This is a genomic window from Devosia sp., from assembly GCF_039927955.1.
In the GTDB taxonomy this organism is placed as follows: domain Bacteria; phylum Pseudomonadota; class Alphaproteobacteria; order Rhizobiales; family Devosiaceae; genus Devosia.
This window is the reverse complement of record NZ_JBDSUA010000018.1, coordinates 53,635-78,956: the sequence shown is the minus strand read 5'-3', so window position 1 is coordinate 78,956 and position 25,322 is coordinate 53,635. Positions and strand designations below refer to the sequence as shown.

General features: G+C 62.9%; 26 protein-coding genes and 2 pseudogenes. 8 read left to right on the top strand and 20 right to left on the bottom strand.

Annotated features, from left to right (window positions below):
• Positions 1 to 70: 70 nt before the first annotated feature.
• From ABIT12_RS05975 to ccmI, 4 genes are read right to left on the bottom strand one after another with little or no spacing between them, the layout of a single operon-like run.
• Positions 71 to 535, bottom strand: coding sequence for a cytochrome c-type biogenesis protein (locus ABIT12_RS05975; RefSeq protein WP_348042098.1), 465 nt, complete (start codon positions 533 to 535; stop codon positions 71 to 73).
• The gene (locus tag ABIT12_RS05970; protein WP_348042097.1) at positions 532 to 2,505 is read right to left on the bottom strand and encodes a heme lyase CcmF/NrfE family subunit; all 1,974 of its coding nucleotides are present in this window, start codon (positions 2,503 to 2,505) and stop codon (positions 532 to 534) included. Before ABIT12_RS05970 ends, ABIT12_RS05975 begins: the two co-directional genes overlap by 4 nt.
• A complete protein-coding gene (ccmE, locus tag ABIT12_RS05965) occupies positions 2,502 to 2,990 on the bottom strand; it encodes a cytochrome c maturation protein CcmE (protein WP_348042096.1) in 489 nt (162 codons plus the stop codon). The genes ABIT12_RS05970 and ccmE overlap by 4 nt, the downstream gene beginning before the upstream one ends.
• Positions 2,987 to 4,084 (bottom strand): c-type cytochrome biogenesis protein CcmI, encoded by a 1,098-nt coding sequence (gene ccmI / locus ABIT12_RS05960; protein WP_348042095.1) that lies wholly within the window; start codon positions 4,082 to 4,084, stop codon positions 2,987 to 2,989. Before ccmI ends, ccmE begins: the two co-directional genes overlap by 4 nt.
• 129 nt (positions 4,085 to 4,213) lie before the next feature.
• Here ccmI and ABIT12_RS05955 point away from each other — a divergent pair, with 129 nt between their 5' ends.
• On the top strand, positions 4,214 to 5,284 hold the full coding sequence (locus tag ABIT12_RS05955) for a hypothetical protein (protein WP_348042094.1): 1,071 nt from the start codon (positions 4,214 to 4,216) through the stop codon (positions 5,282 to 5,284).
• Positions 5,281 to 7,305: an FAD-dependent oxidoreductase gene (locus ABIT12_RS05950; protein ID WP_348042093.1), complete on the top strand. Its 2,025-nt coding sequence runs from the start codon at positions 5,281 to 5,283 to the stop codon at positions 7,303 to 7,305. The genes ABIT12_RS05955 and ABIT12_RS05950 overlap by 4 nt, the downstream gene beginning before the upstream one ends.
• On the opposite strand, the gene ABIT12_RS05945 is transcribed toward ABIT12_RS05950, so the two are convergent.
• The 14 genes and pseudogenes from ABIT12_RS05945 to ABIT12_RS05880 form a co-directional block, all read right to left on the bottom strand.
• Positions 7,267 to 8,487: a hypothetical protein gene (locus ABIT12_RS05945; RefSeq protein WP_348042092.1), complete on the bottom strand. Its 1,221-nt coding sequence runs from the start codon at positions 8,485 to 8,487 to the stop codon at positions 7,267 to 7,269. The two genes, ABIT12_RS05950 and ABIT12_RS05945, sit on opposite strands and share 39 nt — an antisense overlap.
• Positions 8,488 to 8,582: 95 nt before the next feature.
• Positions 8,583 to 9,059, bottom strand: a complete 477-nt coding sequence (locus tag ABIT12_RS05940; protein ID WP_348042091.1) for a hypothetical protein — start codon at positions 9,057 to 9,059, stop codon at positions 8,583 to 8,585.
• Positions 9,060 to 9,115: 56 nt separating this feature from the next.
• Positions 9,116 to 10,510 (bottom strand): HAMP domain-containing sensor histidine kinase, encoded by a 1,395-nt coding sequence (locus ABIT12_RS05935; RefSeq protein WP_348042090.1) that lies wholly within the window; start codon positions 10,508 to 10,510, stop codon positions 9,116 to 9,118.
• Between the two features lie 2 nt (positions 10,511 to 10,512).
• A complete protein-coding gene (locus ABIT12_RS05930; RefSeq protein ID WP_348042089.1) occupies positions 10,513 to 11,172 on the bottom strand; it encodes a response regulator transcription factor in 660 nt (219 codons plus the stop codon).
• 27 nt (positions 11,173 to 11,199) lie between these two features.
• Positions 11,200 to 11,493, bottom strand: coding sequence for a hypothetical protein (locus tag ABIT12_RS05925; RefSeq protein ID WP_348042088.1), 294 nt, complete (start codon positions 11,491 to 11,493; stop codon positions 11,200 to 11,202).
• Positions 11,494 to 11,595: 102 nt separating this feature from the next.
• Positions 11,596 to 12,018, bottom strand: coding sequence for a type II toxin-antitoxin system VapC family toxin (locus ABIT12_RS05920; protein ID WP_348042087.1), 423 nt, complete (start codon positions 12,016 to 12,018; stop codon positions 11,596 to 11,598).
• On the bottom strand, positions 12,018 to 12,260 hold the full coding sequence (locus ABIT12_RS05915) for a type II toxin-antitoxin system prevent-host-death family antitoxin (RefSeq protein ID WP_348042086.1): 243 nt from the start codon (positions 12,258 to 12,260) through the stop codon (positions 12,018 to 12,020). The genes ABIT12_RS05920 and ABIT12_RS05915 overlap by 1 nt, the downstream gene beginning before the upstream one ends.
• Before the next feature lie 83 nt (positions 12,261 to 12,343).
• Positions 12,344 to 12,850: a putative peptidoglycan-binding domain-containing protein gene (locus ABIT12_RS05910; RefSeq protein ID WP_348042115.1), complete on the bottom strand. Its 507-nt coding sequence runs from the start codon at positions 12,848 to 12,850 to the stop codon at positions 12,344 to 12,346.
• Positions 12,851 to 12,859: 9 nt separating this feature from the next.
• Positions 12,860 to 12,946, bottom strand: a pseudogene (locus ABIT12_RS05905) (hypothetical protein); the annotation flags it as partial.
• 56 nt (positions 12,947 to 13,002) lie between these two features.
• Positions 13,003 to 13,056 (bottom strand): annotated as a pseudogene (locus tag ABIT12_RS05900) (glycosyl hydrolase 108 family protein); the annotation flags it as partial.
• A 27-nt stretch (positions 13,057 to 13,083) separates the two neighbouring features.
• Positions 13,084 to 13,287 carry a hypothetical protein gene (locus tag ABIT12_RS05895; protein ID WP_348042085.1) on the bottom strand — a complete coding sequence of 68 codons (204 nt, stop codon included), beginning with the start codon at positions 13,285 to 13,287 and terminating at the stop codon, positions 13,084 to 13,086.
• Between the two features lie 353 nt (positions 13,288 to 13,640).
• Positions 13,641 to 15,263: an ABC-F family ATP-binding cassette domain-containing protein gene (locus tag ABIT12_RS05890; RefSeq protein ID WP_348042084.1), complete on the bottom strand. Its 1,623-nt coding sequence runs from the start codon at positions 15,261 to 15,263 to the stop codon at positions 13,641 to 13,643.
• Positions 15,264 to 15,511: 248 nt separating this feature from the next.
• A complete protein-coding gene (locus ABIT12_RS05885; RefSeq protein ID WP_348042083.1) occupies positions 15,512 to 16,327 on the bottom strand; it encodes a methyltransferase domain-containing protein in 816 nt (271 codons plus the stop codon).
• Between the two features lie 9 nt (positions 16,328 to 16,336).
• Complete coding sequence (locus tag ABIT12_RS05880) at positions 16,337 to 18,496, bottom strand: PBP1A family penicillin-binding protein (RefSeq protein WP_348042082.1); 2,160 nt, start codon at positions 18,494 to 18,496, stop codon at positions 16,337 to 16,339.
• Between the two features lie 144 nt (positions 18,497 to 18,640).
• On the opposite strand from ABIT12_RS05880, the gene ABIT12_RS05875 reads away from it, so the two are divergent.
• From ABIT12_RS05875 to ABIT12_RS05860, 4 genes are all read left to right on the top strand, one after another.
• Positions 18,641 to 19,096: a YcgN family cysteine cluster protein gene (locus tag ABIT12_RS05875; RefSeq protein ID WP_348042081.1), complete on the top strand. Its 456-nt coding sequence runs from the start codon at positions 18,641 to 18,643 to the stop codon at positions 19,094 to 19,096.
• A gap of 78 nt (positions 19,097 to 19,174) precedes the next feature.
• Entirely contained in the window at positions 19,175 to 19,843 is a 669-nt protein-coding gene (locus ABIT12_RS05870; protein ID WP_348042080.1) for a GGDEF domain-containing protein, read from the top strand.
• Between the two features lie 79 nt (positions 19,844 to 19,922).
• A complete protein-coding gene (locus ABIT12_RS05865; RefSeq protein ID WP_348042079.1) occupies positions 19,923 to 21,185 on the top strand; it encodes an Hsp70 family protein in 1,263 nt (420 codons plus the stop codon).
• 183 nt (positions 21,186 to 21,368) lie between these two features.
• The gene (locus ABIT12_RS05860) at positions 21,369 to 21,755 is read left to right on the top strand and encodes a hypothetical protein (protein ID WP_348042078.1); all 387 of its coding nucleotides are present in this window, start codon (positions 21,369 to 21,371) and stop codon (positions 21,753 to 21,755) included.
• Positions 21,756 to 21,841: 86 nt separating this feature from the next.
• On the opposite strand, the gene ABIT12_RS05855 is transcribed toward ABIT12_RS05860, so the two are convergent.
• Together ABIT12_RS05855 and ABIT12_RS05850 are read right to left on the bottom strand one after the other, a co-directional pair.
• Positions 21,842 to 22,771, bottom strand: a complete 930-nt coding sequence (locus ABIT12_RS05855; RefSeq protein WP_348042077.1) for an aldo/keto reductase — start codon at positions 22,769 to 22,771, stop codon at positions 21,842 to 21,844.
• 300 nt (positions 22,772 to 23,071) lie between these two features.
• Positions 23,072 to 23,767: an outer membrane beta-barrel protein gene (locus ABIT12_RS05850; protein WP_348042076.1), complete on the bottom strand. Its 696-nt coding sequence runs from the start codon at positions 23,765 to 23,767 to the stop codon at positions 23,072 to 23,074.
• A gap of 436 nt (positions 23,768 to 24,203) precedes the next feature.
• Here ABIT12_RS05850 and ABIT12_RS05845 point away from each other — a divergent pair, with 436 nt between their 5' ends.
• The gene (locus ABIT12_RS05845; RefSeq protein WP_348042114.1) at positions 24,204 to 24,770 is read left to right on the top strand and encodes a DUF1214 domain-containing protein; all 567 of its coding nucleotides are present in this window, start codon (positions 24,204 to 24,206) and stop codon (positions 24,768 to 24,770) included.
• Positions 24,767 to 25,312 (top strand): hypothetical protein, encoded by a 546-nt coding sequence (locus ABIT12_RS05840; protein WP_348042075.1) that lies wholly within the window; start codon positions 24,767 to 24,769, stop codon positions 25,310 to 25,312. The genes ABIT12_RS05845 and ABIT12_RS05840 overlap by 4 nt, the downstream gene beginning before the upstream one ends.
• Positions 25,313 to 25,322 lie beyond the last annotated feature (10 nt).

Below are 25,322 nucleotides of genomic sequence, written 5' to 3'. Positions count from 1 at the left end.
ATTAAACTATTGTAATGCTCGCGGCAGCGGTGTGGCGAAGTTATGCCACGGTGAAACCATAATCGGGGCTTCAGCGCTCGTGGGGGCCGTGCAAGGCCGCCAGAGCGGCCTGTTCTTCTGCCGAAAGTTCGGTAGGCGTCGGTGCCTTGCGGCGGCGCGCCGCAACGACGATCGCGACTAACCCTATAAGCAAAAGCACGGGCGCCGTGGCCCATAGCAGGATCGTGTGCAGCGCCAGCACCGGGCGCAGCAACACGAACTCGCCATAGCGGGCGACGAGGAACTGGCGGACCTGATCGTCGCTATCACCGGCGGTCAGCCGTTCGCGCACCAGCAGACGCAGATCGTGGGCCAGATCAGCGTCGCTATCGTCAATCGACTGGTTCTGGCAGACAAGGCACCGCAGTTCGGCGGAAATGCTGCGGGCGCGGGCTTCGAGCCTGGCATCGGGCAGGATTTCGTTGGGATTGACCGCGAAGGCCGGAGCGCCCAGCACCAGCAGCAGGCCGAGGACGGCGAACAGTCGCGCCATCATTCGGCGGGCTCGGCGATGGGGCGAGCAACACGGCGCGGCGCACCGACCCGGCGGCGGCGATCGGTCAGCGACAAGGCGCCGGCAAAGGCCATGAACAGCGCGCCGATCCAGATCAGCGTGATGTAGGGCTTGTGCCAGATGCGCACCACATGCGTGCCCCCCACAGCTTCGCCCAGTTGCAGGTAAAGCTGCGAGAAACCGTAGGTTTCAATCGCCGCCTCGGTGGTCTGCATGCCGCTAGCCTGATAGGTGCGGCGCTCGGCGTGGAAGGTGCGCTGATTGCCATCGGGCGACGTGACTACAAAGGCACCGGTTTCGGCGCTGAAATCTGCGCCCGGCGTCTGGGTGAAGTTATCGAAGGCCACGGTGTAGCCCGAGAGCTGCGCCGACTGGCCGGGATTGAGCGACGTAACCAGCTCGGTTTCCCACGCGCTGGTGGTAACGATGCCCAGCACGGTGACGCCGACGCCGAAGTGGGCGATGGCGGTGGACCAGACGGTGCGCGGAAGGCCGCGCAGACGGCGCAGGTTTTCCATCGCCGGCAGCCGGCCGATCCTGCTGCGTTCGATCAGTTCGGCCAGTGCGCCGAACGCTACCCAGAAGCCGAGCAGCAAGCCGATTGGCGCCATGGAAATGGTGACGCCGCCGAGTGCCGAAATCAGGATGGCGAGGAAAATCGCCAGCGCAGCGATGGCGAACAAGCGTTGTGCCGCGGCGACCACATCGGCGCGCTTCCAGGCCAGCAACGGGCCGAACGGCAGCACGATCAGCAGCGGCGCCATCAGCACGCCGAAGGTAAGGTTGAAGAACGGCGCGCCGACGGAGATCGTGGTCTTGGTCAGCGCATCGAGCAGCAGCGGATAAAGCGTGCCGACCAGAACGGCGCCGGTGGCTGTGGCGAGGAACAGATTGTTGAGGATCAGGGCGCCTTCGCGGCTCACCGGTGCAAACAGCCCACCGAGCCGGAGCGAGGCGACGCGCAGCGCAAACAGCAGGAACGCGCCGCCGATGAACAGGGCCAGCAGCGTCAGGATAACCAGCCCACGCGTCGGGTCCGACGCAAAGGTGTGAACCGACGTCAGGATGCCGGAGCGGACGAGAAAGGTGCCGAGCAGCGACAGCGAAAAGGTGATGATGGACAAGAACACCGTCCACACCTTGAGCGCATTGCGCTTTTCCATTACCAGCGCCGAATGCAGCAAGGCAGTCCCTGCGAGCCATGGCATGAAGCTGGCGTTCTCCACCGGGTCCCAGAACCACCAGCCGCCCCAGCCGAGTTCGTAATAGGCCCAGTAGGAACCCATGGCGATGCCCAGCGTCAGGAACACCCAGCTCAGGATCGCCCATGGCCGCACCCAGCGGGCCCAGGCGCCGTCGATGCGGCCCGAAATCAGCGCGGCGATGGCAAACGAAAAGCAGATCGAGAAGCCGACATAGCCGGTGTAGAGCAGCGGCGGATGAATGGCGAGGCCGATATCCTGCAGTACCGGATTGAGATCGGCACCCTGCAAAGGCGCGGGCGACATGCGGGCAAACGGATTGGAGGTGAAGATGGTGAACCCGGCGAAGGCCGCCGTCAGCAGGCTCTGCGTGGCCAGCACCAAGGTCAGCAGATCGCGCGGCAGGCTGCGCCCGAAGGCTGCAACCATGGCGCCAAAAGCCACCAAAATGCTGACCCACAGGATCATCGAGCCTTCATGATTGCCCCAGACGCCGGAAATCTTGAACACCAGCGGCATCAGCGAATTGGAATTGTTGGCGGCCAGCGCCAGCGAGAAATCCGAGGCGACGAAGGCCTGGATCAGCGCAGCGAACGCCACCGCGATCAGCACGAATTGCAGGATCGCGGCCTGGCTGACGAACTGGGCGATACGTTCGCCACTGCGCCAGAAGGCAAAGCCGCCCACCGCCGAAACCGTGGCGATGGCAAAGGCGAGGATGAGGGCGAAGTGACCGAGTTCGATGCTCATTGCCGCGCCGCTGCTGTTGCGTCGTCGGGTCGCCATTCGCCCTTGGCCTTGAGCGCGTCGACCACTTCCTTGGGAATGTAGTTTTCATCGTGCTTGGCCAGCACGTCGGTGGCGGCGAATTCGCCGTTTGGCGTCAGGCTGCCTTCGGCGACAACCCCCTGCCCTTCACGGAACAGGTCCGGCAGCAGACCGGTATAGGTCGCCTTGAGGTCAGCTTTGCCGTCGGTGACGATGAATTCGTTGTGCTCACCGTCGCGCACCCATGATCCATCCCTGACCAGCCCACCGAGACGAATGGCCCGGCCGGGGGCGACGTTGTGGGTGGCAAAGTCGGAGGGCGTATAAAAGAATACGATCTGGTCGCGCAGCGCGATCAGCACCAGTGCGGTGGCAAGGCAGATGACGAGCGCCAGCCCGGCGATCACCGCCAGACGCTTCTGCTTGCGGCTCATGCCGCGGCGGCGGGCGAGCGAGGGAGCGGTCATGGTTTTGCTCCTGTCAGGGTCAACCCACCTTCGATGGCGACGCTATCAATATCGCCGCGATCGAAGGTTTTCGGATAGGCGGCGAGGGCCTTGTCATAGGCAGCTTGTGCTGATGCTTTGTCGCCGAGCACCAGATAGGAATGGACCAGTTTCGTCCAGTCCTCGATCGATCCGCCATCCGCATTGAGGCGCGTGGCCAGGCCACCGACCATGCCATTGATCATTGCGGATTGCTGGGCGGAGGCGGTCGCGTCGGTCGGCGCAACGCCGTCGCTTTGCGACAGTCTCAGGCCCTCCTGGGCGGTCGGCAACCAGGGCTCATCGCCCTTGGAGAGCGCCAGCAATTGCTTCCAGGCCGCGGTCGCGGCCGGATAGTCGGCGGTGCGCGTGAGTTCGCCGGCGATATAGAAGCGCGAACGGGCGTCGGTGGGATCGAGGGCTGCGGCGGCCTTCAGCAAGGTCATCGGCTCGCCCGAGGCATCGCCCTTGGCCTGCATCAACAACGCCTCGGCCAGATCGGTCTGGGCCTTGGCAGTCTTGTCGCCCAGATCCATGATCCGGCGGAAGGCGTGTTCGGCGTCGGCATAGCGGCCGGACTGCATGTAAATCGGGGCAATAACGCTCCAGCCCCGCAGATCGTCCGGCTTGGCCTTGAGTTCGGCTTCGACTTTGGCGATAGCCTGATTGAAATCCAGCCCGGGCGCGGCGGCCTGGGTTTCAGCCTGCAAAGGCTGCCCCGGCAGATCAGGGCTGCCCACCAGCCCATAGACGCCCAACGCCACCGCAGCGATGGCGCCGATTGCCAAAACGCTGGCGCCCTTACCAAACTGCCGACCTGAGATTGTCTGCCCCACCGCATCGGCCTTTTGGCGCAGCATTTCGCGGGCAAGTTCGCCCTTTGCTGCAACAGCTTCGGCCTCGCCGAGCCGTCCGGCAGCCAGATCCGCATCGATCCCAGACAGCACCAGTTGAAAATGCCTGTTGGCAGGGCCGGATTCAGCCCCAGTTTCGTTGACCATGCGTCCGCCGGCCGCGTAATAAAGCGCAGCGCAGGCGATAACGGTAACGATTGTGGCAACTAACCAGAGCAGCATGGTTCAGGAACGCTCGACGGCTTATGGCGACAGGCTCGCATCTATAGGCGGAATGCGGCGGAAAACCATAAAAACACGCGCTGTTGAGGGGGACGGATTGCCACAGGTCGCTCACATTTGGCAGGCCAGATGAGCGACGGGCCAGTGGATTTCGCCATTTTTGGCAGCGATCCGCTGGCGCAACTGCTCGCCGGGCTGCTGGCCAGCCAGCATCGCCAGCGCATCGTGCTGATCAGCGCCGACCGGTCGGTCTTCGGGCTGAATTCGGCGATGGATTTGTCGATCGGCGCGTTCACCCGGCCCGAAACCTGGGCCCTGCTGCGCCAGGCGGTGAGCGAAACCACCAAATTGCTGGTGCGGATCGGGGCCAAGGCCGGGATTGAGCGCATCGATCCCGTCCTGTTTGCCGAAACGGCCGAGGGCAAGCAGGCGCTGGCCTATATCCGGCATGTGGCGCATGGCTTTGGGCAGCATGTGGAGCGGCTGGCCACCGGCGCCATGGGCATGGACCGCGATGGGATCCTGTTTCGGGACGCGATCTGGCTGGATCGCGCCAGGACCCAGCCGATGCTATCGACCTGGCTGCAGCGCAACGGGGTCAAACGGCTCGCTGCCAGCAAGGTGCAGGTGACGTTCAACAGCAGCGGTGGCGCCGAGATCGCGACCGAAGGGAACACCCTCCGCGCGGAACGCGCCGTGCTGGCCGATGACAACTCGATCATAACCATGGTGGCGAAGACGTTGTTCGGCCAGCAGTTGCGGCAGTACGCGAGCACCGTATTGCTGACCGAGCCTGCGGGGCCACTGCTGGCGCCGGTGATGATGCAGATTGATCGGGCGCTGACGCTGAGCCAAGGGCCGACCAGGGCTGTCGCAGCCTTGGTGGCGGCTGGTGCAGATGACGCTTTGGCGCAGGCGGGCGGCCTGTTGGCAAATCATGCGCATCTGCGGCTGGCCGGGCTGGGCAAATTCCAGCATTTGCGCACCGGCGATGGCGCCCAGTTTATCGGACGATTGCAGTTCGGCGGTCCCGAAATCATTGCGGGGATGGGGCCGACCGGGGCATTTATGGCTCCCGCTCTGGCCCGCTGGCTGGCCGGGTCCGCATCGGCCGAAGAGAGCGGCTATTTCGGCCATCGCGACGTTCGCGACAACGCCGGATCGCTGGTGGCCGATTACGCACCGGGGTTGGCGCCGTGAAGTATCAACCGCATCGCCTTGGCGTCGAGACGCCACATCTGCTGGGTGGCAGCGCCATTGATCGCGCCCGGCCGCTGCGGTTCAAGCTGAACGGGCGCACCATTCACGGCTTTGCCGGTGATACGGTGCTGAGCGCTGCGCTGGCTGCCGGGATCAAGGCAATTGGCACCTATCGCGGCGAGGCGCTGGCGCTGAGCGAGCGGTTTTCGCCATCGGTGCTCGATCTTGGCTTTGCCGGCGCTGCCGCGCAGACCTTGCCGATGGCCCGCACGCCGGCGGTTGATGGCGCGGAACTGCGCACCCAAGGCAGCGCGTCCGGGCGCGACCTGTTCGATACCATGGCGCATCGCCGCTCGCAGACGCTCGGCCTCAAGCTCGATCCGGGCCATCGCCTGGTGCAGCCGTGGCTGGACGGGCCGAGTGAGGGCCACACGGATTATGATCTGATTGTCGTGGGCGGTGGCGTCGCCGGCATGAATGCAGCGATCGCTGCGGGCAAGGCCGGAAGCGCGGTGGTGGTGGTCGAGCGGCAGGCCAGCCTTGGTGGTGAAGGCGCGCTGTTCGGCACCATGGAGGGCGAGGAAACCCCGGCTGAAAGCGTGGCGCGCCCGATCGCCGAAATTGCTGCCTTGCCCAATATCACCATTTTGCTGCGTGCCGAAGCCATCTCGATCCGCGCGGGTCGGGTGCAAGTTCATCAGGTGCAACTGCAGGGCAGCCGCCCGATCGGCAAAATACTGACGCTGGTGTCGAAGGCCGTGGTCCTGGCCACCGGCTCACTCGAACGCCTGCCGGTGTTCCCCGGTAACCGCCTCCCCGGCGTGATCGGTGTCACCGAGGCCTTCGAGCGGGCGCGACGCTATGGCGTCTGGACCGGCGCCAGCGCCGTGCTGTCGACGGTGGCGGGCGCGCCTTATCGGCTGGCGATGCAGGCGAGCGATGCCGGCATCAAGGTGTTGCGCATCGCCGATACGCGGCCGCGGCCCCAATCGCGTTTCATCGAATTCGCCAAGGCCTATGGCATCACCCAGGCGTCGGGCATGGCCCCGGCGCGCGCGTCATCGGCAGGCAAAGCCGGCCTGTCAATCACCTTGCAACTGGCATTTGAAGGCTATCACAGCGACGAACCGGCCATCGTTGCCGACCAGTTCATTGTCTGCGGTGGCTGGCAGCCGGAGCTATCGCCGTGGCATGCGGGGGGCGGCAGCAGCCAATGGAACGCGGAAAACCACCGGATCGAAGCAGCCGCCGGCCCTGCCGGTGTCGTATTGGCCGGCGCGGCGGCGGGCTGGTTCAGCAAGCAGGCCTGCCAGCAAAGCGGCGTGGATGCGGTCAATTTGCTGTTCAAGCGCAAACGCAAAGCGATCCACGAAAAGCGCATCGACCCGATCTACGAAACGCTGGACGATCCCACCCCGATCACCCAGGGCAAAGGCAGTCTTTCCAGCTATCTCGATGCTGGTCAAAGCCTGATCGCTCTGCCTCCGGCGACCACTTCCAGATGGCCGTTCCGTCGCCCGGAGCCTTGGTCGCTGGCACAGCAACCACAGGCCTTCGGCATCTGCGATATCGCCGCCGGTGTACAATTGGGGGCTATCGAACCGGCTCATGCCGGCACCATCGCCATGGAGCGGACGACCTCATCGATGGATCTGATCTCGCTTATCCCCACGAGCCGCTCGCCAGCGGACGCCCCGGCAGCAATCGTGCCGCCATACCTTGCCGGGCGGTTTGGGGCGCGGCCACAATTGTGGGTCATTGCCGCCAATGAAGCGCGGGCGCTCGATGTCGGATCGCTGATCTATCTCAATTCCGATGGCCACGATCCGCGCCTGGCGATCGGCGCTGTGGTCAGCACCGACGCGGAAGCGGTGGTGGCCTTGATCGGCAAGGATGATTGCAAGCCCGGAGACGGCATTACAGTCAACGATCAGGGCCGCTCGATTGCGGCCCGGATCACTGCTCGGTTCGACGCGACAAACTCAGCTGCGGCGCTCGGCAGCGGTGCGGGCCCGCTTTAGCGTTTCGGCATATTCGGGATTGAAGCGAATTTCGGCCATCTTGATGCCGAAGTCGAGCCGCGTGCCGGTCAGCTTGTCATCCGGGTTCAGGCGCAGTGCATCGAGATTGCGGCCGATGTGCATTTCCAGCGCTTCGCCGGACTGGTTCCAGGCCTGTTCGAACACCGCATTGAGGGCCAGCGAGTCGCGGCAATCGCGGATCGTGCCCAGCAGATAGATGCCGTTAAGCGCGGCCAGCAACTGGTCCGTGTCGAGCCGGTCGGCGCCCTCGCGGCCCTTGCGCAGCGACTGGTTGATATTGGGAACGACATCGCGCAGGCGCGGCTCGATCCGCTCGGAGATGCGCTTGGTGAGGGCGCCGAGCACGGTGCCCCAGCGGCTGCCGCGTTGCACGCTGACATAGCCGGTAACGGCGCGGATTAGCTTGTGGAAACGATCCAGCGAACGGCAGATCAGATCGATATCGGCAAAGGGGCCAATCGGTTGCAGGGCGCAGATATTGCTCTGCGCATGAGCAAGCAGGGCATCGATCAGCGGACCGAAACCGGAGCGGACAATGGCCGCTTCGTCGCCATTGCCCACCAGTCGCACAACGGCGGCAACCAGACGGCTCGGATTGACCACCTGGCCGACGGCGGCGTGCAGCAAGAGTGCGGCGACCTGCGGGTCCTGCAATGGCATGGATTGCAACGCCACCCCAAGTGCGGCCTCGTCCGGAATGGTATTGGCGGCCTTGCCAAAGCCCTGCGCCTTGATCAGCAGCGCCCGGCAGCGCAGGGCGTTCAGCATCACCGGCAGGCGTTCATAGGCCTCATCGCCGCCCAGTTGGGTGCGGATACGACGCGCAGCTTCGATCTTGGAACCCGCCTCAGCGACGGCCTCACGCATGCGGGTCATGATCTGGGGCATCAGCGGTTCGATTTCGCTGACATCCATGACGCTGCGCTCGACGCGGTCCATGTCGATGATATCGCCGCACAAATCACGCGCGACCCAGATCCAGATCGCCTGCGCCTGCTTGCGGCCGATGGAGCCAGGGAATGGGTAGTCGGCGGGATCATCGACCAGCACCGGGTCGATCATGCCGAGAAACGGGCGAGCCAGCGCCTTGCCCGCAGTCCGGCTTGAGGCCGACGGGGTCTGGGCTGCTTCAGTGGCTTGGCGGGACGTCGCTGGGGGCATTGGCAATGGTACTAATGGAACACGCGATTCCATCAGCCTAGCCCATCAAGGTAAACAATCCCTATTCGGCTGCGAAATCAGGACCTTCCCAGCCCTCAGGCGGCGGTCGGCACCACGGTCCAATTGCCGGTCTGTTCGCGACATGCCGTGCCCTTGCGGGTGAATTCCTGGCCGTTGATCCGCACCGTGTGGGTGAAATCACGGCAGTCCAGATTGTTGACGCGAACATAGGGGCCAACGGTAACGGCGCCAGTCGTGCCCTTGCCGCCGGTCCAGGCGCGCGGGGCGCCGGGGCGACCGAACTGCAATGCGTAAAACTGCGCGCTATTGGCAGCCGAATTATCAGCGGCGCTCATCAGCGACGCGGCACCCGGATCGATAAAGCCCGAAGACACGTTGGTGGTCTGCAATGCAGCCAAAGTGGTCTGCGCCGGCGTCGGGCCACTCAGCACGGGCGCTGCCATCACCGGCGCGGCGGCTGGCGCCTGCGCGACATTGTACTGGGTCGTGCTGGCGCAGCCAGACAGGATCAGAGCCAACAGGGGCAGTGCAATGCGGATCGATTTGGTCATGTGCGGGGTCTCGTGCAGGTCAGGTGTTCTTTAGGGTCTATTGCGGCAAAAGTGCGTCACGTTTTCGTCATGCCACCCAAGCGTGCAGTGGGCAGCCGCAATTCCACCAGCAATCCGCCCAAAGCCGAAGGCTTCAGCTCCAGACTACCGCCGTACACATCGACCAGTTCCTTGACGATATCGAGACCCAATCCGCTGCCCGGCGTTTTCTCATCGAGCCTGACACCGCGGCGCAACACTTTCTTGGCGTCTTCTTCGCTCAGGCCGGGTCCATTATCGTCGATGCGGATCAACAGCATCGTGCCGCTGCCGGAGCGTTCGCTCAGCAGGCGCACCCCCACCTGCCCCTTGGACCATTTGCAGGCATTGTCGAGCAGGTTGCCAGCCATTTCTTCGAGATCGGCCTCGTCGCCCCGGAACCAGGGCAGAGAAGCATCCGGGCGCTGGAAGGCGACAGTAACATTGGGATGGATCTTGCCCATCACCCGCGCCAGGCGCAGCATGATCATGGTCGGGTCGGCCTTCTTGCCCACCACTGAAGTGCGCGCTGCCAGCCTGGCGCGCTCCAGATAGGTCGCGACCATGCTGCTCATCTTTTCGCTCTCGGCCAGCACCACGTCGGCCAGCGCACCCTTCTTGGCCGCCGCCTCGTTGCGCAGCACGGCGATGGGCGTTTTCAGCCCATGGGCCAGATTGCCCACCTGATTGCGGGCTCGTTCGATGATTTGCGCATTGGAGCGCAGCAACTCGTTGACCTCCTCGGCCAGCGGGGCGATTTCCTGCGGATAGGTGCCATCAACTTCGCCGCTGTCGCCCTCACGCACGCGTTCGATGGCAGCGCGCAACCGTCCGATCGGGCGCAGCGCAAAACGCGCCACAAGGGCGCTCATGATCGCCAGCATGGCGCCCACGGCACCCAGCACGATGAAGGCCTGCCCGCGGAAATCGCCAACCAGTTGCAGGATTTCAGTCAGGCTGCCGGTGACGATGATCTGGTAGGTGATCCTGCCCACCGTCACCGGGCGTTCGACCACGCGCATCCTGGTGCCGAATACGTCGTCCATCACTGCGGTGCGCAGGCCGTTCTGGTCGCCAGCCGCGGCAATGACCGGGAGGTCGATGCCAACCACGGACGTCGAAAGATTGATCAACTTGCCGCTGTCATCGCGGATCGCCCAGTACCAGCCCGAGCGCGGCCGATCGAAGCGCGGATCATTGAGACGGATGCTGTCGTTGAGCGGGTCGGCGGTTTCCAGCAGCGCGCCGGCCAGGCTTTCGACGTGGAACTCCAGCGTTTCTGAAAGGCTGGTGTCGAGCGCACGGGAATAGAGATCCGTCAGCAAAAATCCGGTCGCCACCAGCGCCAGCACCAGCCAGCCGGCCGACAGCCAGAATAGCGAGGCAGCGATGGAGCCTCTTTGCCAGCGCTCCCGCCAGCGCTTGATATCCAAGGTTAGTCGTCCGCGATCTGGTAGCCGAGCCCGCGCACCGTCTGGATGCACTCTTCGGGCAGCTTCTTGCGCAGGCGGCCGACAAACACTTCGATGGTGTTGCTGTCGCGGTCAAAGTCCTGGTCGTAGAGATGCTCGGTCAGTTCGGTGCGCGAAATCACCTTGCCCTTATGGTGCATCAGATAGCTCAGCAGCCGCAATTCGTGGCTGGTGAGCTTCACCGATTGGCCATCGACCGTCACCTTGCCGGAGCGCGCGTCAAGCCGCACAGCGCCAGCGACGATTTCGTTGGAGGCGTGTCCGGCCGCACGGCGCACCAGCGCCCGAATACGCGCCAGCACTTCTTCCATGTGAAAGGGCTTGGCGACATAGTCATCTGCACCCGAATCGATACCCTGCACCTTGTCGCTCCAGCGATCGCGCGCCGTCAGCAGCAGCACCGGCATGGTCTTGCCGGCGCGGCGCCATTCTTCGAGCACGCTCAGCCCATCCATCTGCGGCAGGCCAATATCAAGCACCACTGCGTCATAGGGCTCGGTATCGCCCAGAAAGTGGCCTTCTTCGCCATCAAACGCCACGTCGACGGCATAGCCGGCTTCGGTTAGCGCTTCCTTGAGCTGGCGGTTAAGATTGGTATCGTCTTCCACAACCAGAATGCGCATGCGCCGGCCCCCGCTCTCAAATCGATCTTATTGCGCGTTCAGGGTCAGGTTCTGGGCCTGCCCGTCGGGGCTCAAGACACCGATAATATAAACCAGTTGTCCGCCCTCGTCACATACCTGAACGGAGAGGATTTCCTGGCTTTGGTCGATGCCAGCCGATGACAGCACGCTATCGAGCGACTGGATCTGGCCAGACGACACGGCATCCTGAATCTGCCGCTTGTCGAGGCAGTCGGCAAACGCACTGGTACCAGCCAATGCGAAGACCAGCGCCACGGCAAGCGCCTTCAGTGCCATTACTTTGGGGTGTATCTGTTTCATGCCGGCAATCTACGTCGATGTTGCTGAATGGGACATGAATGGGGCGCAGATGTCAAAAGCTCTTGCTCGCGACGCACTCGAACACGCGTAAATGCTTTGGAATTATAGCAGAACGACATCAGCACCCGAAGCCGTGCCCGCTTCGGACAATTTTTTATCCAGGGTACAGAGCCTTGCACCGTGCTCGACGACAACTGCCAAATGCAGCGCATCTCCCGCACGCAGCCCCAGTCCGTACTGGTCGGCAAAACGGGCAGCCGTCCGAAAGTGGGCAATATTGATCGGCAGCACCGCGAACGAGTCCGCGATCAGCCGATTGAACCCGGCCAGCAGCAGATTCCGCTGCAATGGCTCGATCTGGCGGGTCCTGACCTTGATCGACAGAGCAGAAGAAAACTCCGTTGTCACCCATTCGCTGATCGCGAGATCGTCGGCATTCTGATCGGACAACCAGACGTGCATGCGGTGGGTCGTAGCTTCGTTGGTCAGCGCAGCAACCAGAACCGAGGTGTCGACATACAGCATCAGTACCGCTCGCCGTCTCGCATTTCGCGCAGAAGCGCGCCCGCGTCCTGGGTCTGCAGGGTCATAGTCTCGCTGATCGCTTTCAGGTCCGCGCGCGAAATCGCCTTTCGAACCGGCTTGGCGGCAATCAGTTGCGCGACTGGCTTGCCCCGCCGCGTTATAGCGACGGGCTCACCAGTTTCGGCCTTTGCCACAAGTGCACTTAGGTGCGCTTTTGCTTCAGCCAGATTGAATGTGCTCATCTTAGCGTCCTGACCATTTAGTTGGTCATATATAGCAACGACCTGCCATTTCCGCAATCAACGCGCCCTTCGTGGTACAGCGGCTAGGCATTTCCAATCTCCGACTTGATCCCCCGGCGCAGGAAGATCACCGCCAATGCTTCCATGATCATGTGGCCGGACGAGGCACCGTCGAGCGTTGGCAGGTCGACGCCAAGCAGTTGCGCGGCGCCGGCCAGCAGCATGAAGGCGGCAACGATATAGGTCTTGTAGCCGGTCAGAAAAGTCATGGTCGTGCTCCAGTTATCGGTGGGTAAGGGGATGGGTGCCGCTGCCAGCGCGGCCTTTCGGATGGCGGCGACCCGGGCATGCCAGCCCTTGCCAAACACTGCGAAGGTTGAAAGCCGGGTCAGGAAATCCAGTCGTCGATCGCACAGCGCGGCGCTCAATCCGGCGGCGCCACGCTTGTCTGCGTTGATCGCCGCCAGCGTCACCGGCCCGATCTGGCCGTCGGCAACCACGCCGAGCAGCGCCTGCAGCGTTTTGATCGCCCGATCCGGGCCGGAATTGACTGCAAAGTCGAACAACGCCAGATCGAGGCCCGCCGGCAAACTCTCCGCTTTGCAGCGGTCCCAGTAGCCAGCGCGATAAATCCTGGCGGCCTCGGTTCGCCCAGCGCTTTGACTTCGCTTTTGGGCAGCGCCCACCAGGGCGATACCGCCCGCCAGCGTGCCAGCGTCTTGCGGGTTATTCCTAGATTGGTGGCGCCGCCCGGATCGGCGGGGTGGTCGGCATAACCGCCCTCCTGCGCCAGCACCAGATCGAGGCAAAATCGAACCGCGTCCTAGCCATTGAACACTCCTGTGGCCGCATGGCCCGGCCCATAGACCGGGCTGACCTGGCCAATCTTGAAGCTGAAGCTGGTCGGCAGCGCGCCAAAATCGGCGGCCTGCTGAGTGGCGGAATAGATCGCCGACGGCATCGAACAATCGATCGACCGCACGGCCGTTACGCCATTGAAAACGGTGACAGCATAGCGCTCCGGCACCAGTGACTCGTTTGATTATCTGGCCGAACGGGAAGGCCACCGAAGGCCGCCGTTTCAACCCAATTTCTCGACCATGCCAGAACACTACCAGATCAGCGGCACGCGGGGATTGATTGGATAAGCGGGATAGGTTTTTTGGGCGCGTGCCGGCGCGCACACTTTGAAATTCGGCCCGCCGAATTCGCAGTCGACACCCACCCCCTTGCGGGGAGGGATCAAGGGTGGGGGTAGGTGAGCCACGATATCGAGGCTCCGCACACCCCCTCCCAACCTCCCCCGTCAAGGGGGAGGTGCCGTCTGGTGGGTAGGGCTATATGGCAACGCTATCCATAGGCCAAACTCGTTGGGAGCATTCAGCTCCGCAATCCCGGCGCCTCTTGCCCGGTGCTCTGCACATATTCCGTATAACCACCACCATAGACGTGGACGCCCTCCGGCGTCAGCTCCAGCACGCGGTTGGAGAGCGCAGCGAGGAAATGGCGGTCGTGGCTGACGAACAGCATGGTGCCTTCATAGGCGCTGAGCGCGGTGATCAGCATTTCCTTGGTGGCGATGTCGAGATGGTTGGTCGGCTCGTCCAGCACCAGGAAATTGGGCGGATCGAACAGCATCATCGCCATGACCAGCCGGGCCTTTTCACCGCCCGACAGCACCCGGCATTTCTTTTCGATCTCGTCGCCCGAAAACCCGAAGGCTCCAGCCAGCGCCCGCAGCGGCGCCTGCCCCGCCGCCGGGAACGAGCTTTCCAGCTGCTGGAACACCGTCAGGTCGCCATCGATCACGTCCATCGCGTGCTGGGCGAAATACGCCATTTTTACCGATGGCCCGCGCGTCACTGTGCCCTGATCGGGATCGGCGGTACCGGTCACCAGCTTGAGCAGGGTGGATTTGCCAGCGCCGTTGACGCCCATGATGCACCAGCGTTCCTTGCGGCGCACATGGAAATCCAGGCCATCATAGATGCTGCGGGTGCCATAGCTCTTGGACACGCCCTTGAGCAGCGCCACATCGTCGCCCGAACGCGGCGCCGGACGAAACTCGAAATCCACCGTCTGGCGGCGCTTCGGCGGCTCGACCCGGTCGATCTTGTCGAGCTTTTTCACCCGGCTCTGCACCTGTGCAGCATGCGATGCACGCGCCTTGAACCGGGCGATAAAATCCAGTTCCTTGGCCAGCATCGCCTGCTGCCGCTCGAACTGCGCCTGCTGGTTCTTTTCGGCAATCGCCCGCTGCTGCTGGTAAAATTCGTAATTTCCGGAATAAGTGGTGAGCGATCCGGCGTCGATCTCGACGATCTTGGTGCAGATGCGGTTCATGAATTCGCGGTCGTGCGAGGTCATGAACAGCGCGCCCGAATAGTTCTGCAAAAACGCTTCGAGCCAGATCAGGCTTTCCAGATCCAGATGGTTGCTCGGCTCGTCCAGCAGCAGCGCATCGGGCCGCATCAGCAGGATGCGGGCCAGTGCCACCCGCATTTTCCAGCCGCCCGACAGCGCGCCGACATCGCCATCCATCATCGCTTGCGAAAAGCCCAGACCGTCCAGCACTTCGCGGGCGCGACCATCCAGCGAATAGCCGTCGAGTTCTTCGAACTGGTGCTGGATTTCGCCATAGCGCTCGATGATGGCGTCCATCTGGTCGCCCTTGTCCGGATCGCCCATATCGGCTTCCAGCGCCCGCATTTCGGTGATCAACGTGCTGACCGGCCCGGCGCCGTCCATCACTTCGGACACCGCGCTGCGGCCGCCCATTTCGCCCACGTCCTGACTGAAATAACCGATAGTGATGCCCCGGTCAGCCGAAACCTGGCCTTCATCGGGCTGCTCTTCGCCCGTGATCATCCGGAACAGCGTGGTCTTGCCCGCGCCGTTAGGCCCAACCAGGCCGACCTTTTCGCCCTTTTGCAGCACGGCAGAAGCATCGATAAACACGATCTGCTTGCCGTTCTGCTTGCCGATGCTTTCAAGACGAATCATGGTTTTCAGACCTGTCGTAAGAGATGGCCGCCCCCGGTTGAGGAGGCGGCCATGAAACATGGTGTCCGTAAAGCATTGGTGACGTCCCGACGCAAGCGTCGCGGGCTCAAGGGCGCCATGCGATGGGACTGCCGGCCGCCCCATCTCATTAACGGAGGTATTGGTGCGCGCTGCTCACCCCCTCCCTTGCCCCCTCTCCGCAAGGGAGGGGGTGCCGGCTGCCAGGTCACGCCAAATATCGGGTGGCTTTAACCGCTGCCGCTGATCACCTGATCGGCTGTCACGATCCAGGTTGCGGCGTTGAGGCTGACCTGACCGTGGTTGGTGCGGTGGGCCAGCGCCGCGCGCAGGCGGGGTTCGGCAGTGGCCAGCAAGTCCGGGTTTTCCCGAAGGATCTTTCCCAGTGGGCCGACGCGGAGCAGGACCGTGGCCATATCGTCTGCAGTGCCGCTGGAGACCATTTCGTCGTGGGGCGAAACTGTCACATGCTGGAAGCCGGCAGTTTCAAGAACGTGGCGGATGTGGGTGGGGTCGGCAAAACTGAATGGCGTTGCATCGATCTTGGCATCAAGGCCCGCCGACTGGATCGGCAGCAGGTCCAGCTCATTGTCGGCAAGCGCGCGCCAGCAGACAAAGGCCAGCCGGCCGGACGGCTTGAGCATGCGGCGGAAATTGGCAAACGCGGCAATCGGGTCGGCAAACGCCATCACGCCGAAACGCGAGAACAGGCCGTCAATGCTCTGGTCCGGCAGGTGGGCCAATGCTGCATCGCCTTCGACAAAACTGAGCTGGGGCAAGGCGGTGGACCGGTGCCGGGCAACGGCCAGCAGTTCCGGCGCAATATCCAGACCGATGACCCGCCCCGTGGGGCCAACACGAGCGGCAAGTTGCACGGTGGATTGTCCCGCGCCGCAGCCGATATCGACAATGATCTCGCCGGGCACCGGGGCGAGCGCGTCAATGGCGCGCAATCCCAGAGGGGAGAGCTGAAGGTCTAGCAGGTCGCTGACCTCGACCCAGGCGCGGGCAGCAAGTTTGGCGGCGCTTGAGCGTTGTGCGGGCATCGCCCGGCCTCAACCGCCGCCGCTGCCCGCCGGCGCGGCCACTGCCTGGTCGGCGATGGGGGACATATTGCTGCGCGCGAGCTTGAGCATGTCGGCCAGTTCGACCAGCTTTTTGGCCGCATTGGGTGTCAGGCTGGGCGGACGCTGCTCTGCCGGTTCGGCCACGGCGGCCGGATCGGCTGCGGCGACGATGTTCTGGACCGGGGTGAAATCGACGCCGATCACTGGCTTGATCTCGATATTGGTGTGGGCATAGGCCATGAACTTCTGCCAGATGGTGGCAGGCAGGACCCCGCCGGTGACGTTGTTCATCGGGGTATAGTCATCATTGCCCATCCACACGGCAGCCACGTAATTGCCGGTGAAACCGCAGAACCAGGCATCGCGGTAGGAGGAGGTGGTACCCGATTTGCCAACCACCGGCACGCCCGGCACGTCGGCGCGGCGGCCAGTACCGCTGGTGACGACGGAACGCATCATCTGGTCCATATACTGGACGGTGGTTTCCTTGAGGATGCGCTCGCGCGGCGCATCGGGATGGGCCTCGAACACGGTGTCGCCGTTCAGCGTGGTGATCCGGGTTATGCCATAGGCCGGGGTCTTGTAGCCGCCACTGGCCATCGCGGCGTAGGACGAGGTCATGTCCAGCACCGATACATTGGCGACGCCAAGCGCCAATGAGCGGGTGATCGGATAATCGGCGCGCAGGCCCATCAGATGGCTGAGGGCGGCAATCGGCTCGCGCCCGGTTTTGATCGAGAGCGTCACCGGCACGGTATTCAGCGATTGGGAAAAGGCGCTGATCAGCGTCACCTTGCCCTTGTAGCTGCGGCCATAATTCTGCGGACACCAATCACCAATGCACACCGGATGATCGGTGATCGTGTCAGTGGGGGTCAGGCCGAGCTGCTCGAAGGCTTCGGAATAGACGAAAATCTTGAAGGCTGAGCCCGGCTGGCGGGTCGAGACGATGGCGCGGTTGAACTGGCTTTTGCCGTAATCGGTGCCGCCGACCATGGCGCGGATGGCGCCGCCGGTGTCGGTAACGACCATCGCCGCCTGCTGGACTTTGTATTGCTCGGAATTCTCGCGCACCACAGACGTGACGGCTTCCTCGGCGTATTTCTGCAGCGTGGTGTCGATCGTGGTGCGCACCACGAAATTGTTCGAGGTGTGCGGGCTGGCCTCGATCAGCTTCTTGGCTTCCTCGAAGGTGTAGTCGAGGAAGTAGTTGGGTGAATTGATATCTTCAGTGCGGTTGATCGGCGAGGCCGGATGGCGCCGCGCGGCAGTAACCTGGCCTTCGGTGAGGAAGCCGGCATTGACCATATTGGTCAGCACCACATTGGCGCGGCCGCGCGCCGCCGCCAGATCGACATGCGGGGCGAACTTGGTGGGCGCCTTGAACAGGCCGGACAGCATGGCCGCTTCCGACAGGTTGATATCGGTGACCTTCTTGCCGAAGTAATATTCCGAAGCAGCCGCGACGCCGAAATTGCCGCCGCCCATATAGGCGCGGTCATAATAGAGCTTGAGGATTTCGTCCTTGCTGTAGTGCCACTCCAGCCATACCGCGAGGAAGGCCTCGGTGATCTTGCGCTCGATGGTGCGCTCGGGCGACAGGAACAGGTTCTTGGCCAATTGCTGGGTGATCGACGAACCGCCCTGCGTACCATTATCGCCCTGGGCATTGCTCATGATGGCGCGCAGCGTGCCGACCACGTCGACGCCGAAATGGTCGTAAAAGCGGCGGTCTTCGGTCGCCAGCGTCGCCTTAATCAGATAGTCGGGCATATCCGATAGCGCCACGCTATCGTCCGAGCGGATGCCGCGACGGCCGATTTCGGTGCCGAACCGATCAAGGAACACCACTGAATAGTCTTCGGCCTTGTTGAACTCGCCTGTAGCAGTGGCGTCAAAGGCCGGCAAAGCCAGCATGACGACGAGGACCGCGCCGATCGAGCCGAAGGTCAGCCCATCGGACAGGATTTCGACAACCAGACGCTTGATCCCCGAAACCCGGAAGATCGAGAAGAAGTCCTGGATTTTGGTATAGCCACGACCCAGCGACTGGCCGAATTCGTACAGCGATGAATCCAGCCACGCATCCGCTGCCAGCATGCCGGACTTCTTGCGGCGCTTCTCTTTGCTGTAGAACGGATCCTGCATTCGCAAACGCCTGTGCTGGCCCTGGTGAGCGCGCCATGATTTGATCAGGGGCGCCGCAATGACAAGGCAATCGCCTGAATATGATTGCGCCGTGCGCCGCACAAGCGCAAACCCGCAACACGATGAACCATACGCACGGTTAAGATGGCCTTCTGGGAAGAAAAATCGCTCGATGAGATGAGCCCCGCCGAATGGGAATCGCTCTGCGATGGCTGCGGTCGCTGCTGCCTGATCAAGCTCGAGGACGAAGACAGCGGCCTGCTGATCACCTCGGACGTGCATTGCAAGCTGCTCGACGGGCAAACCTGCGCCTGCACCGATTATCCCGGACGGCAGAAACAGGTGCCCGACTGCATCAAGCTGACCCCGCAGAACGTCACCGAAATCAAATGGATACCGACGACCTGCGCCTATCGCCGGATCGCCGAGGGCAAGGGCCTGGCCTGGTGGCACCCGCTGGTGTCGGGCGATCCACAGACGGTGATCGATGTGGGCGTATCGGTCAAAGGCCGCACCTTTTCCGAACTCGACGTCAAACCCGGCGAATGGGAAGAACACGCCGTCGACTGGCCCGAATGGGAACCGCCAGAGGAACTGTGAGCCACCGGTTTACGATGCATTAACCATAGTGTGGCGTGATGTTCGGGTTAACTTTGCTCAGCCCAGAACAGGCAGGTCATGACCGACGCAAATCTGATGCAGGCTGGAAACGGGCCATTCTGGGCTCGAATTCGCGGAGCGCTGGGCGCCAAGCGGCCGCAGGGGCAACCTGCGCAGCCCGTGCCTGCCTATGGCAAGGCGGCGATTGCGCGGTCATTGGGCATGAAGCCGCGCCTCGGTGCGCCGCTGGAAGAACATTTGCTGGAAGCCTGGCAGGCGTCTGCGGCCAGGCATGTGTCGCTGTCGCTGCTGGTCATCGAGATCGACCGCTTTACCGAATATTTCAGCGCCTATGGCCGGGCCACTGCCGAAGATGTGGCGGCAAGCCTGTTCGAGACCGTTGGCGCCACGCTGCCGCGCCAGGGTGATACCTGCTTCCGCCTTGGCCGCCACCAGTTTGTGGTGGCGCTGCCGGACTATCCGGTGCTGATGGCACGGGTCGCCGCGCAAAAGATTGCCTCGGCGATCTACGAGGATGCCATCATCCACAAGGAAAGCCATGCCGGCGTCGTCACCGTCAGCATCGGCATTGCCGTGAGCAACCCCGCCGGCGGGCTGGATCGTCGGTTCTTCGAGGCGGCCAATGGCGCTCTGAGCAAGGCGCAATGGCGCGGGCTGAACCGCATCGAGGCTGTGGACCTGCGCAAGGCCAAGACCCGCAAAGATCAGCCCCGCAAGGCGGCCTGAGCCTTTCTGCGGCCGACACCTTTCCAAATGCGCCGCAGGGCTTTATAGGGGCCGTCCCTTTGTGACAGGCGGCCCGATCATGACCTTTGCCTGCGGGCTCGATTTCGGCACTTCCAACTCCACTTTCGGGATCGCCGACACCAATGGTGCGCCGCGCCTTTTGGCGCTTGAGGACGGCAAGCCGACCATTCCCAGCGTGCTGTTTTTCGGCTTCGAGGACGATGCGATCCATTTTGGCCGCGAAGCTGTGGCCGAATATGTCACCGGGGCCGAAGGGCGCTTGATGCGTTCGCTCAAAAGCGTGCTGGGCACCGCCCTGATTGGCGATACCACGCGAGTGAAGGCGCGCACGCTGGGATTTCTCGATATTCTGGGCATCTTTCTGGCCGAGGTGAAGCGGCGGGGCGAGGCTGAACTGGGTGGGGAAATCGACAGCGTGACGGTCGGGCGACCGGTGCAGTTTGTCGATGGCGACCCGGTGGCGGACCGGCAGGCGCAGGGCCAGCTCGAACAGGCGGTACGGGCGCAGGGGTTCAAGCACATCGCGTTCCAGTTCGAGCCGATCGCGGCGGCGCTGGACTTCGAGCGGCAGACGACGCGCGAGCAATTGGTGCTGATCGTCGATCTGGGTGGCGGCACCTCGGACTTTTCAGTGGTGCGGGTTTCCCCGGAACGCGCTAAAAAATCCGATCGCAGCGACGATATTCTGGCGACGGCGGGCGTGCATGTCGGCGGTACCGACTTCGACCGGCTGCTGGCGACCGGCAAGGTAATGCCCGAACTCGGGCTGGGTACCATGACCCGCGACGGCAAGCGGCATCTGCCGACGGCGCCGTATTTCGACCTGGCGACGTGGCACCGGATCAACCGGCTTTATACGGCACAGACGCTGCGGGACTTGCGCAGTACCAGCCGCGAGGCCAAGCGACCCGACCTGGTGGACCGGCTGGTGGCGGTGGTGGAAAAGCGGCTGGGCCACCGTTTGATCGGGGCGGTGGAGGCGGCCAAGATTGCGCTGTCGGATGCCGATGCGATCGATTTCGTGTTTGACGTCGATGCGGTGCGGATCCAGACGCCGATGACGGTGCGCGACCTGACGGCGGCGCTGAAACACCCGGTGGACCGGATTGCCGCCACGGTGGACGAAACGCTGGCGCAGGCGGGGGTCGGACCCGAGGCGATCGACAGCGTCATCCTGACGGGTGGTTCGACGCAGGTGCCGGCGATCGCCCGGCGGCTTGAGGCGATGTTTCCCGCAGCGCAAATGGTGCGCACGGACGTGCTGGGCAGTGTCGGGCTGGGGCTGGCGATGGATGCCCAGCGGCGGTTTGGTCGGCGCTAGACCCGACGGGTCATGTCCGGGCCGCATTTGCTGGCTAACCCATGAACCCAATCTGAACGGCGGGTTCGCGATGAGTTCAGGCAGCGGGTGGCATGTGTTCGCTCAACCCAATCGAACCGTTCCCACAAGGCGCTGCCGACAGCGGCGCGAGGCTGGAGCGGTTCCCAAACCGAGGAAACGACGATGACCTTTACCAAAGTACTTGCCGCGCTGGGCCTGGTTCTGAGCCTTGCGACGCCCGCCTTCGCCCAGGACCCAAGCCCGGTCGGCAACTGGCAGACCACCACTGGCGAATCCCGCTACGCGGTGAGCCTGTGCGGTGACGGCACCCAGCTTTGCGCTAAGCTGACCTGGTTGCGCGCCGATGCGCGGACTCCGGCAAACCTCAGCCAGCTCAACAGGCTGGTGGTACAGGGCGCCAGGGTGAGTTCGCCCAACAAATGGCGCGGCACCGTGAACTACGGCGGCCAGAAGGTGTCGGGGTCGGTGACGCTGGTCAGCAGCGGCAAGATGCGCCTGACCGGATGCCAGTTGATCGCCTGCAAGTCGGTGGATTTTGTGAAGATGTAGTAATCTTCTTCGCTCGCCGGTGATCACCCTCCCCCTTGGGGGAGGGAAGCGAGATCGACACTGATCGTGTGCCAGCGTCCTCCGCCTTACGGCAAAACATGCCCCGCCGCCGTGAACAGCCGGTACCATTCCTCACGCGTCAGCTGCACATCGGACCCGGCGGCGCTGTCGATGACGCGCTGCGGATTGGTGGTGCCCAGCACGGTCTGGATATTGGCCGGATGCCGCGCGATCCACGCCACCGCAATACCCGTCGGGGTTACGCCATAGTGCTTGGCCAGCGCGTCGATCACATCATTGAGTTCGGCAAAATCCTTGCGATCGCCGAGGAAGACGCCATCGAAGAACCCCTTCTGGAACGGCGACCACGCTTGCAGGGTGATCTTGTTGATCCGCGCATAATTGAGCATGTCGTTGTCGCGGTCGATCGATTGATCCAGCCCCGCCATATTGGCCGAAATACCCGAAGCGATCAGCGACGCATGGGTGATGCTGAGCTGCACCTGGTTGACCACCAGCTTCTGCTTTACCGCGGTCTTGAGCAGATCCACCTGCCCCGGCGTCTGGTTGGAAACGCCAAAGAACCGCACTTTGCCGGCAGCTTCCAGAATATCGAACGCCTCGGCAATTTCTTCGGGCTCCATCAGCGTATCGGGCCGGTGCAGCAGCAGGATATCGAGATAGTCCATGCGCAGCGCCGCCAGCGATTCATCGACAGTGGCGAGGATATGTTCCTTGGAAAAATCGAAGTAGCCCTTGCGGATGCCGACCTTGCTCTGGATCAAAACCTTGTCGCGCTCGCTGGCCGACAGCGTGATCGCCTTGCCAAACCGCTCCTCGCATTCATGCCGGTGGGTGCCATAGATATCGGCGTGGTCAAACACATTGACCCCGCTATCGCGCGCCGCGCCGAACAGCGTCTGGATTTCCGTATCGCTCATCGGCGGAATGCGCATCAGCCCGAGCGTCACGCTCGACACATCCACGTCGGTATTGGAAAGTTTGATCGTTTTCATCGGTTGCCACCCAGGTAAGGTCTGACCACCTAGTCGCAAAATCCATCGCCAAGGGCAACAGGTATGGAAGTTTCAGCCGCCTGCACTGTGCTCGCCGTCTCCCTCCCCCTCGTGGGAGGGCAATTGCATCCGGAAATTCATCTACCCGCATGTGCCAGTCGACACCCTCCCCCTTGCGGGGAGGGATCAAGGGTGGGGGTTATGAGCCATGATAAATACCCATTGCGAGCACAACATCACTCCCGCAAAGGCGAAAATTCGTTCTGACCCGCTAATCAAGTCGATCAGGCCCGGGGCAGCCTAGAAGTGAAAGTTCACCCCAACCTTGACCACATGGTTGATCGAGCTGAGATCGGAGGCCTGAACGCCCGACAACGTGCCGACGGGGGCCTGCAGGCCGCCCATGCTGAAATAGCTGTACTCGGCCTTGACCGAAATCGCTTCCGTCACCGCAACTTCAACACCGCCACCAACCGTCCATCCGGTCATCGTGCCGGAATAAGTACTGGTCAGGCCGGGCGCTACAGGGTTTAGGCTGGCTGTCGCACCACCGACGGCAAGACCAGCAGTCCCGAAAAACAGCAGGCTGTCGACAACAATACCGGCGCGACCCTTGATCGTGCCAAGCCAGTTGAGGGCGCCCTGACAGGTGTAGGCGGCATTGGCGGTGCAGACGGCGGAGCCGCTGGCGCCAGACCAGGCGACATCGCCTTCGACACCGAGCACGAAATTGGAAAACTGGGCATTATAGCCGGCGTTGACGCCGAGCATTCCGCCGGTGATCGGAACATTGGTCGTGACGAACGTCACGACGCCCACCGAGGCAGCTTGCCCCGACGTGTAGCCACCATTGATGCCAGCGTAAAAGCCTGTCCAGTCGAACCCGGCGGCGGTCAGCACCACAGGGGCGCTCGGGTCACCTATGATCAGGTCGGCTGCATTGGCAGAGCCGATCGAAAACAGCGACGTGACGGCAAGTGCCAAAATCCTGAACATGATATCCCCTTCTGATGATTACACAAAATCGCATGAAAGGGTGAATGCAAGAATAACGGTTATACAAATTCGCGGTCACGCTCCAATGATGGTCTGGTTCTTGCTGAGAAATCGCAGTCGGAACCCTCCCCCTTGCGGGGAGGGATCAAGGGAGGGGGTGGGAAGCCCGGATCGTGTGGCTCCGCACCCAACTCTCAACTTTCTTATCATGGAAGAGGCTCTGGTCCGGCTGCTGAGGCATGATCGTGTTGCGCTGCATGTTCGGGCCACGCTCCGCCTTGTCTCGCTTTGACGGCTACGCCCAATCCGCCCCCATCCCTTGAATCCGCTTCCGCCGGCTCCTGCCCGTTGCTATAGGCTTTCCATACAGTTGCAGCGCGCAGGCCGACCATCGATGTTCCGACCAACCAAGACGGGCGCCTGATCCTTGCGCTTCGTGTTCCACCTGCTGGCGATGATCGTAGTGGCGCTTAGCGTGGGCTTTGGCCTGAGCTGGTATGCGCTCACCGATGGCCGCCTGTTCGGTGTGCTGCAGGCCGGCCCATGGGCCGCCTGGCCGGATGTCGGCTCGGCTGAACCGAACCCCTATACAAGAGCCCATCTGGCCCGCGTCGCCGGCCTGCAACTGGGCATTGGCGAAGGCCTGCAATTTACTGCCGCGGCCGATAGTGATGGAATGCCGCTGACCCGCGACTGCACCTATCGCATTCAGGGCAAAACCCCGGTCGCGGCGTTCTGGACCCTCTCGGCCATTGGTCCCAGCGGGGTCAATCTGGCGCGTCCCGATGGCACCGCCACCATCCGCTCCACCGCCATTGCGCGGAGTAATGATGGCGCCATCGTACTGTATGTCGGCAAGCGCCTGGCGCCGCTGAACTGGCTGGAACTGACTGGGAATGGTCCGTTCTCGCTGGTGCTGACGCTTTACGACACCGTGGTGTCGTCGGGTATTTCCTCGGCCCAGACCACCATGCCCGCCATCATCAAGGAGGAGTGCCTGTGACCCGTACCCTCCTCTGGCTGCTGGCCGGTGCCGTTTTGGGCGGCATCATCCATATCGCGGTGATCCTGACCCTGCCGGCGCTGGCCGATCGCACCATCTGGACGCGCGTCGAGGGTTTGCAGGCGAGGAACAAGATCGTGCTGCTGCCGGACGTCAAACCGGGCGAAGCCAATCCGTTCAGTCTTGATCCGGCGTTAAGCTATGGCCTCTGCCAGCTTGACCTGGCCGAAGGGCCTGCCTTCGTCAATGGCATCATGCCCGATGCCTTCTGGTCGATGGCGATCTTTAATCGCGCCGGCACCATCGTCTATTCCACCACCAACCGCGACGGCATTGGCCGCACCCTGCAATTGGGCATTTTCAATGCCAACCAGACCCGGCTGCTGGCCCAGCAGCAGATCGACATCGCCGAGGGCCTGTTGATCGTCGAGGCGCCGTCGGATCAATTGTTCGTCGTGGTCCGCCTGGCCCCGCCGCATCAGGCCGTACGGGCGCGCTTTGAAACCGAATTGAGCAAGATCACCTGCGGCCCCAAGCAATGAGCCGCGCCAT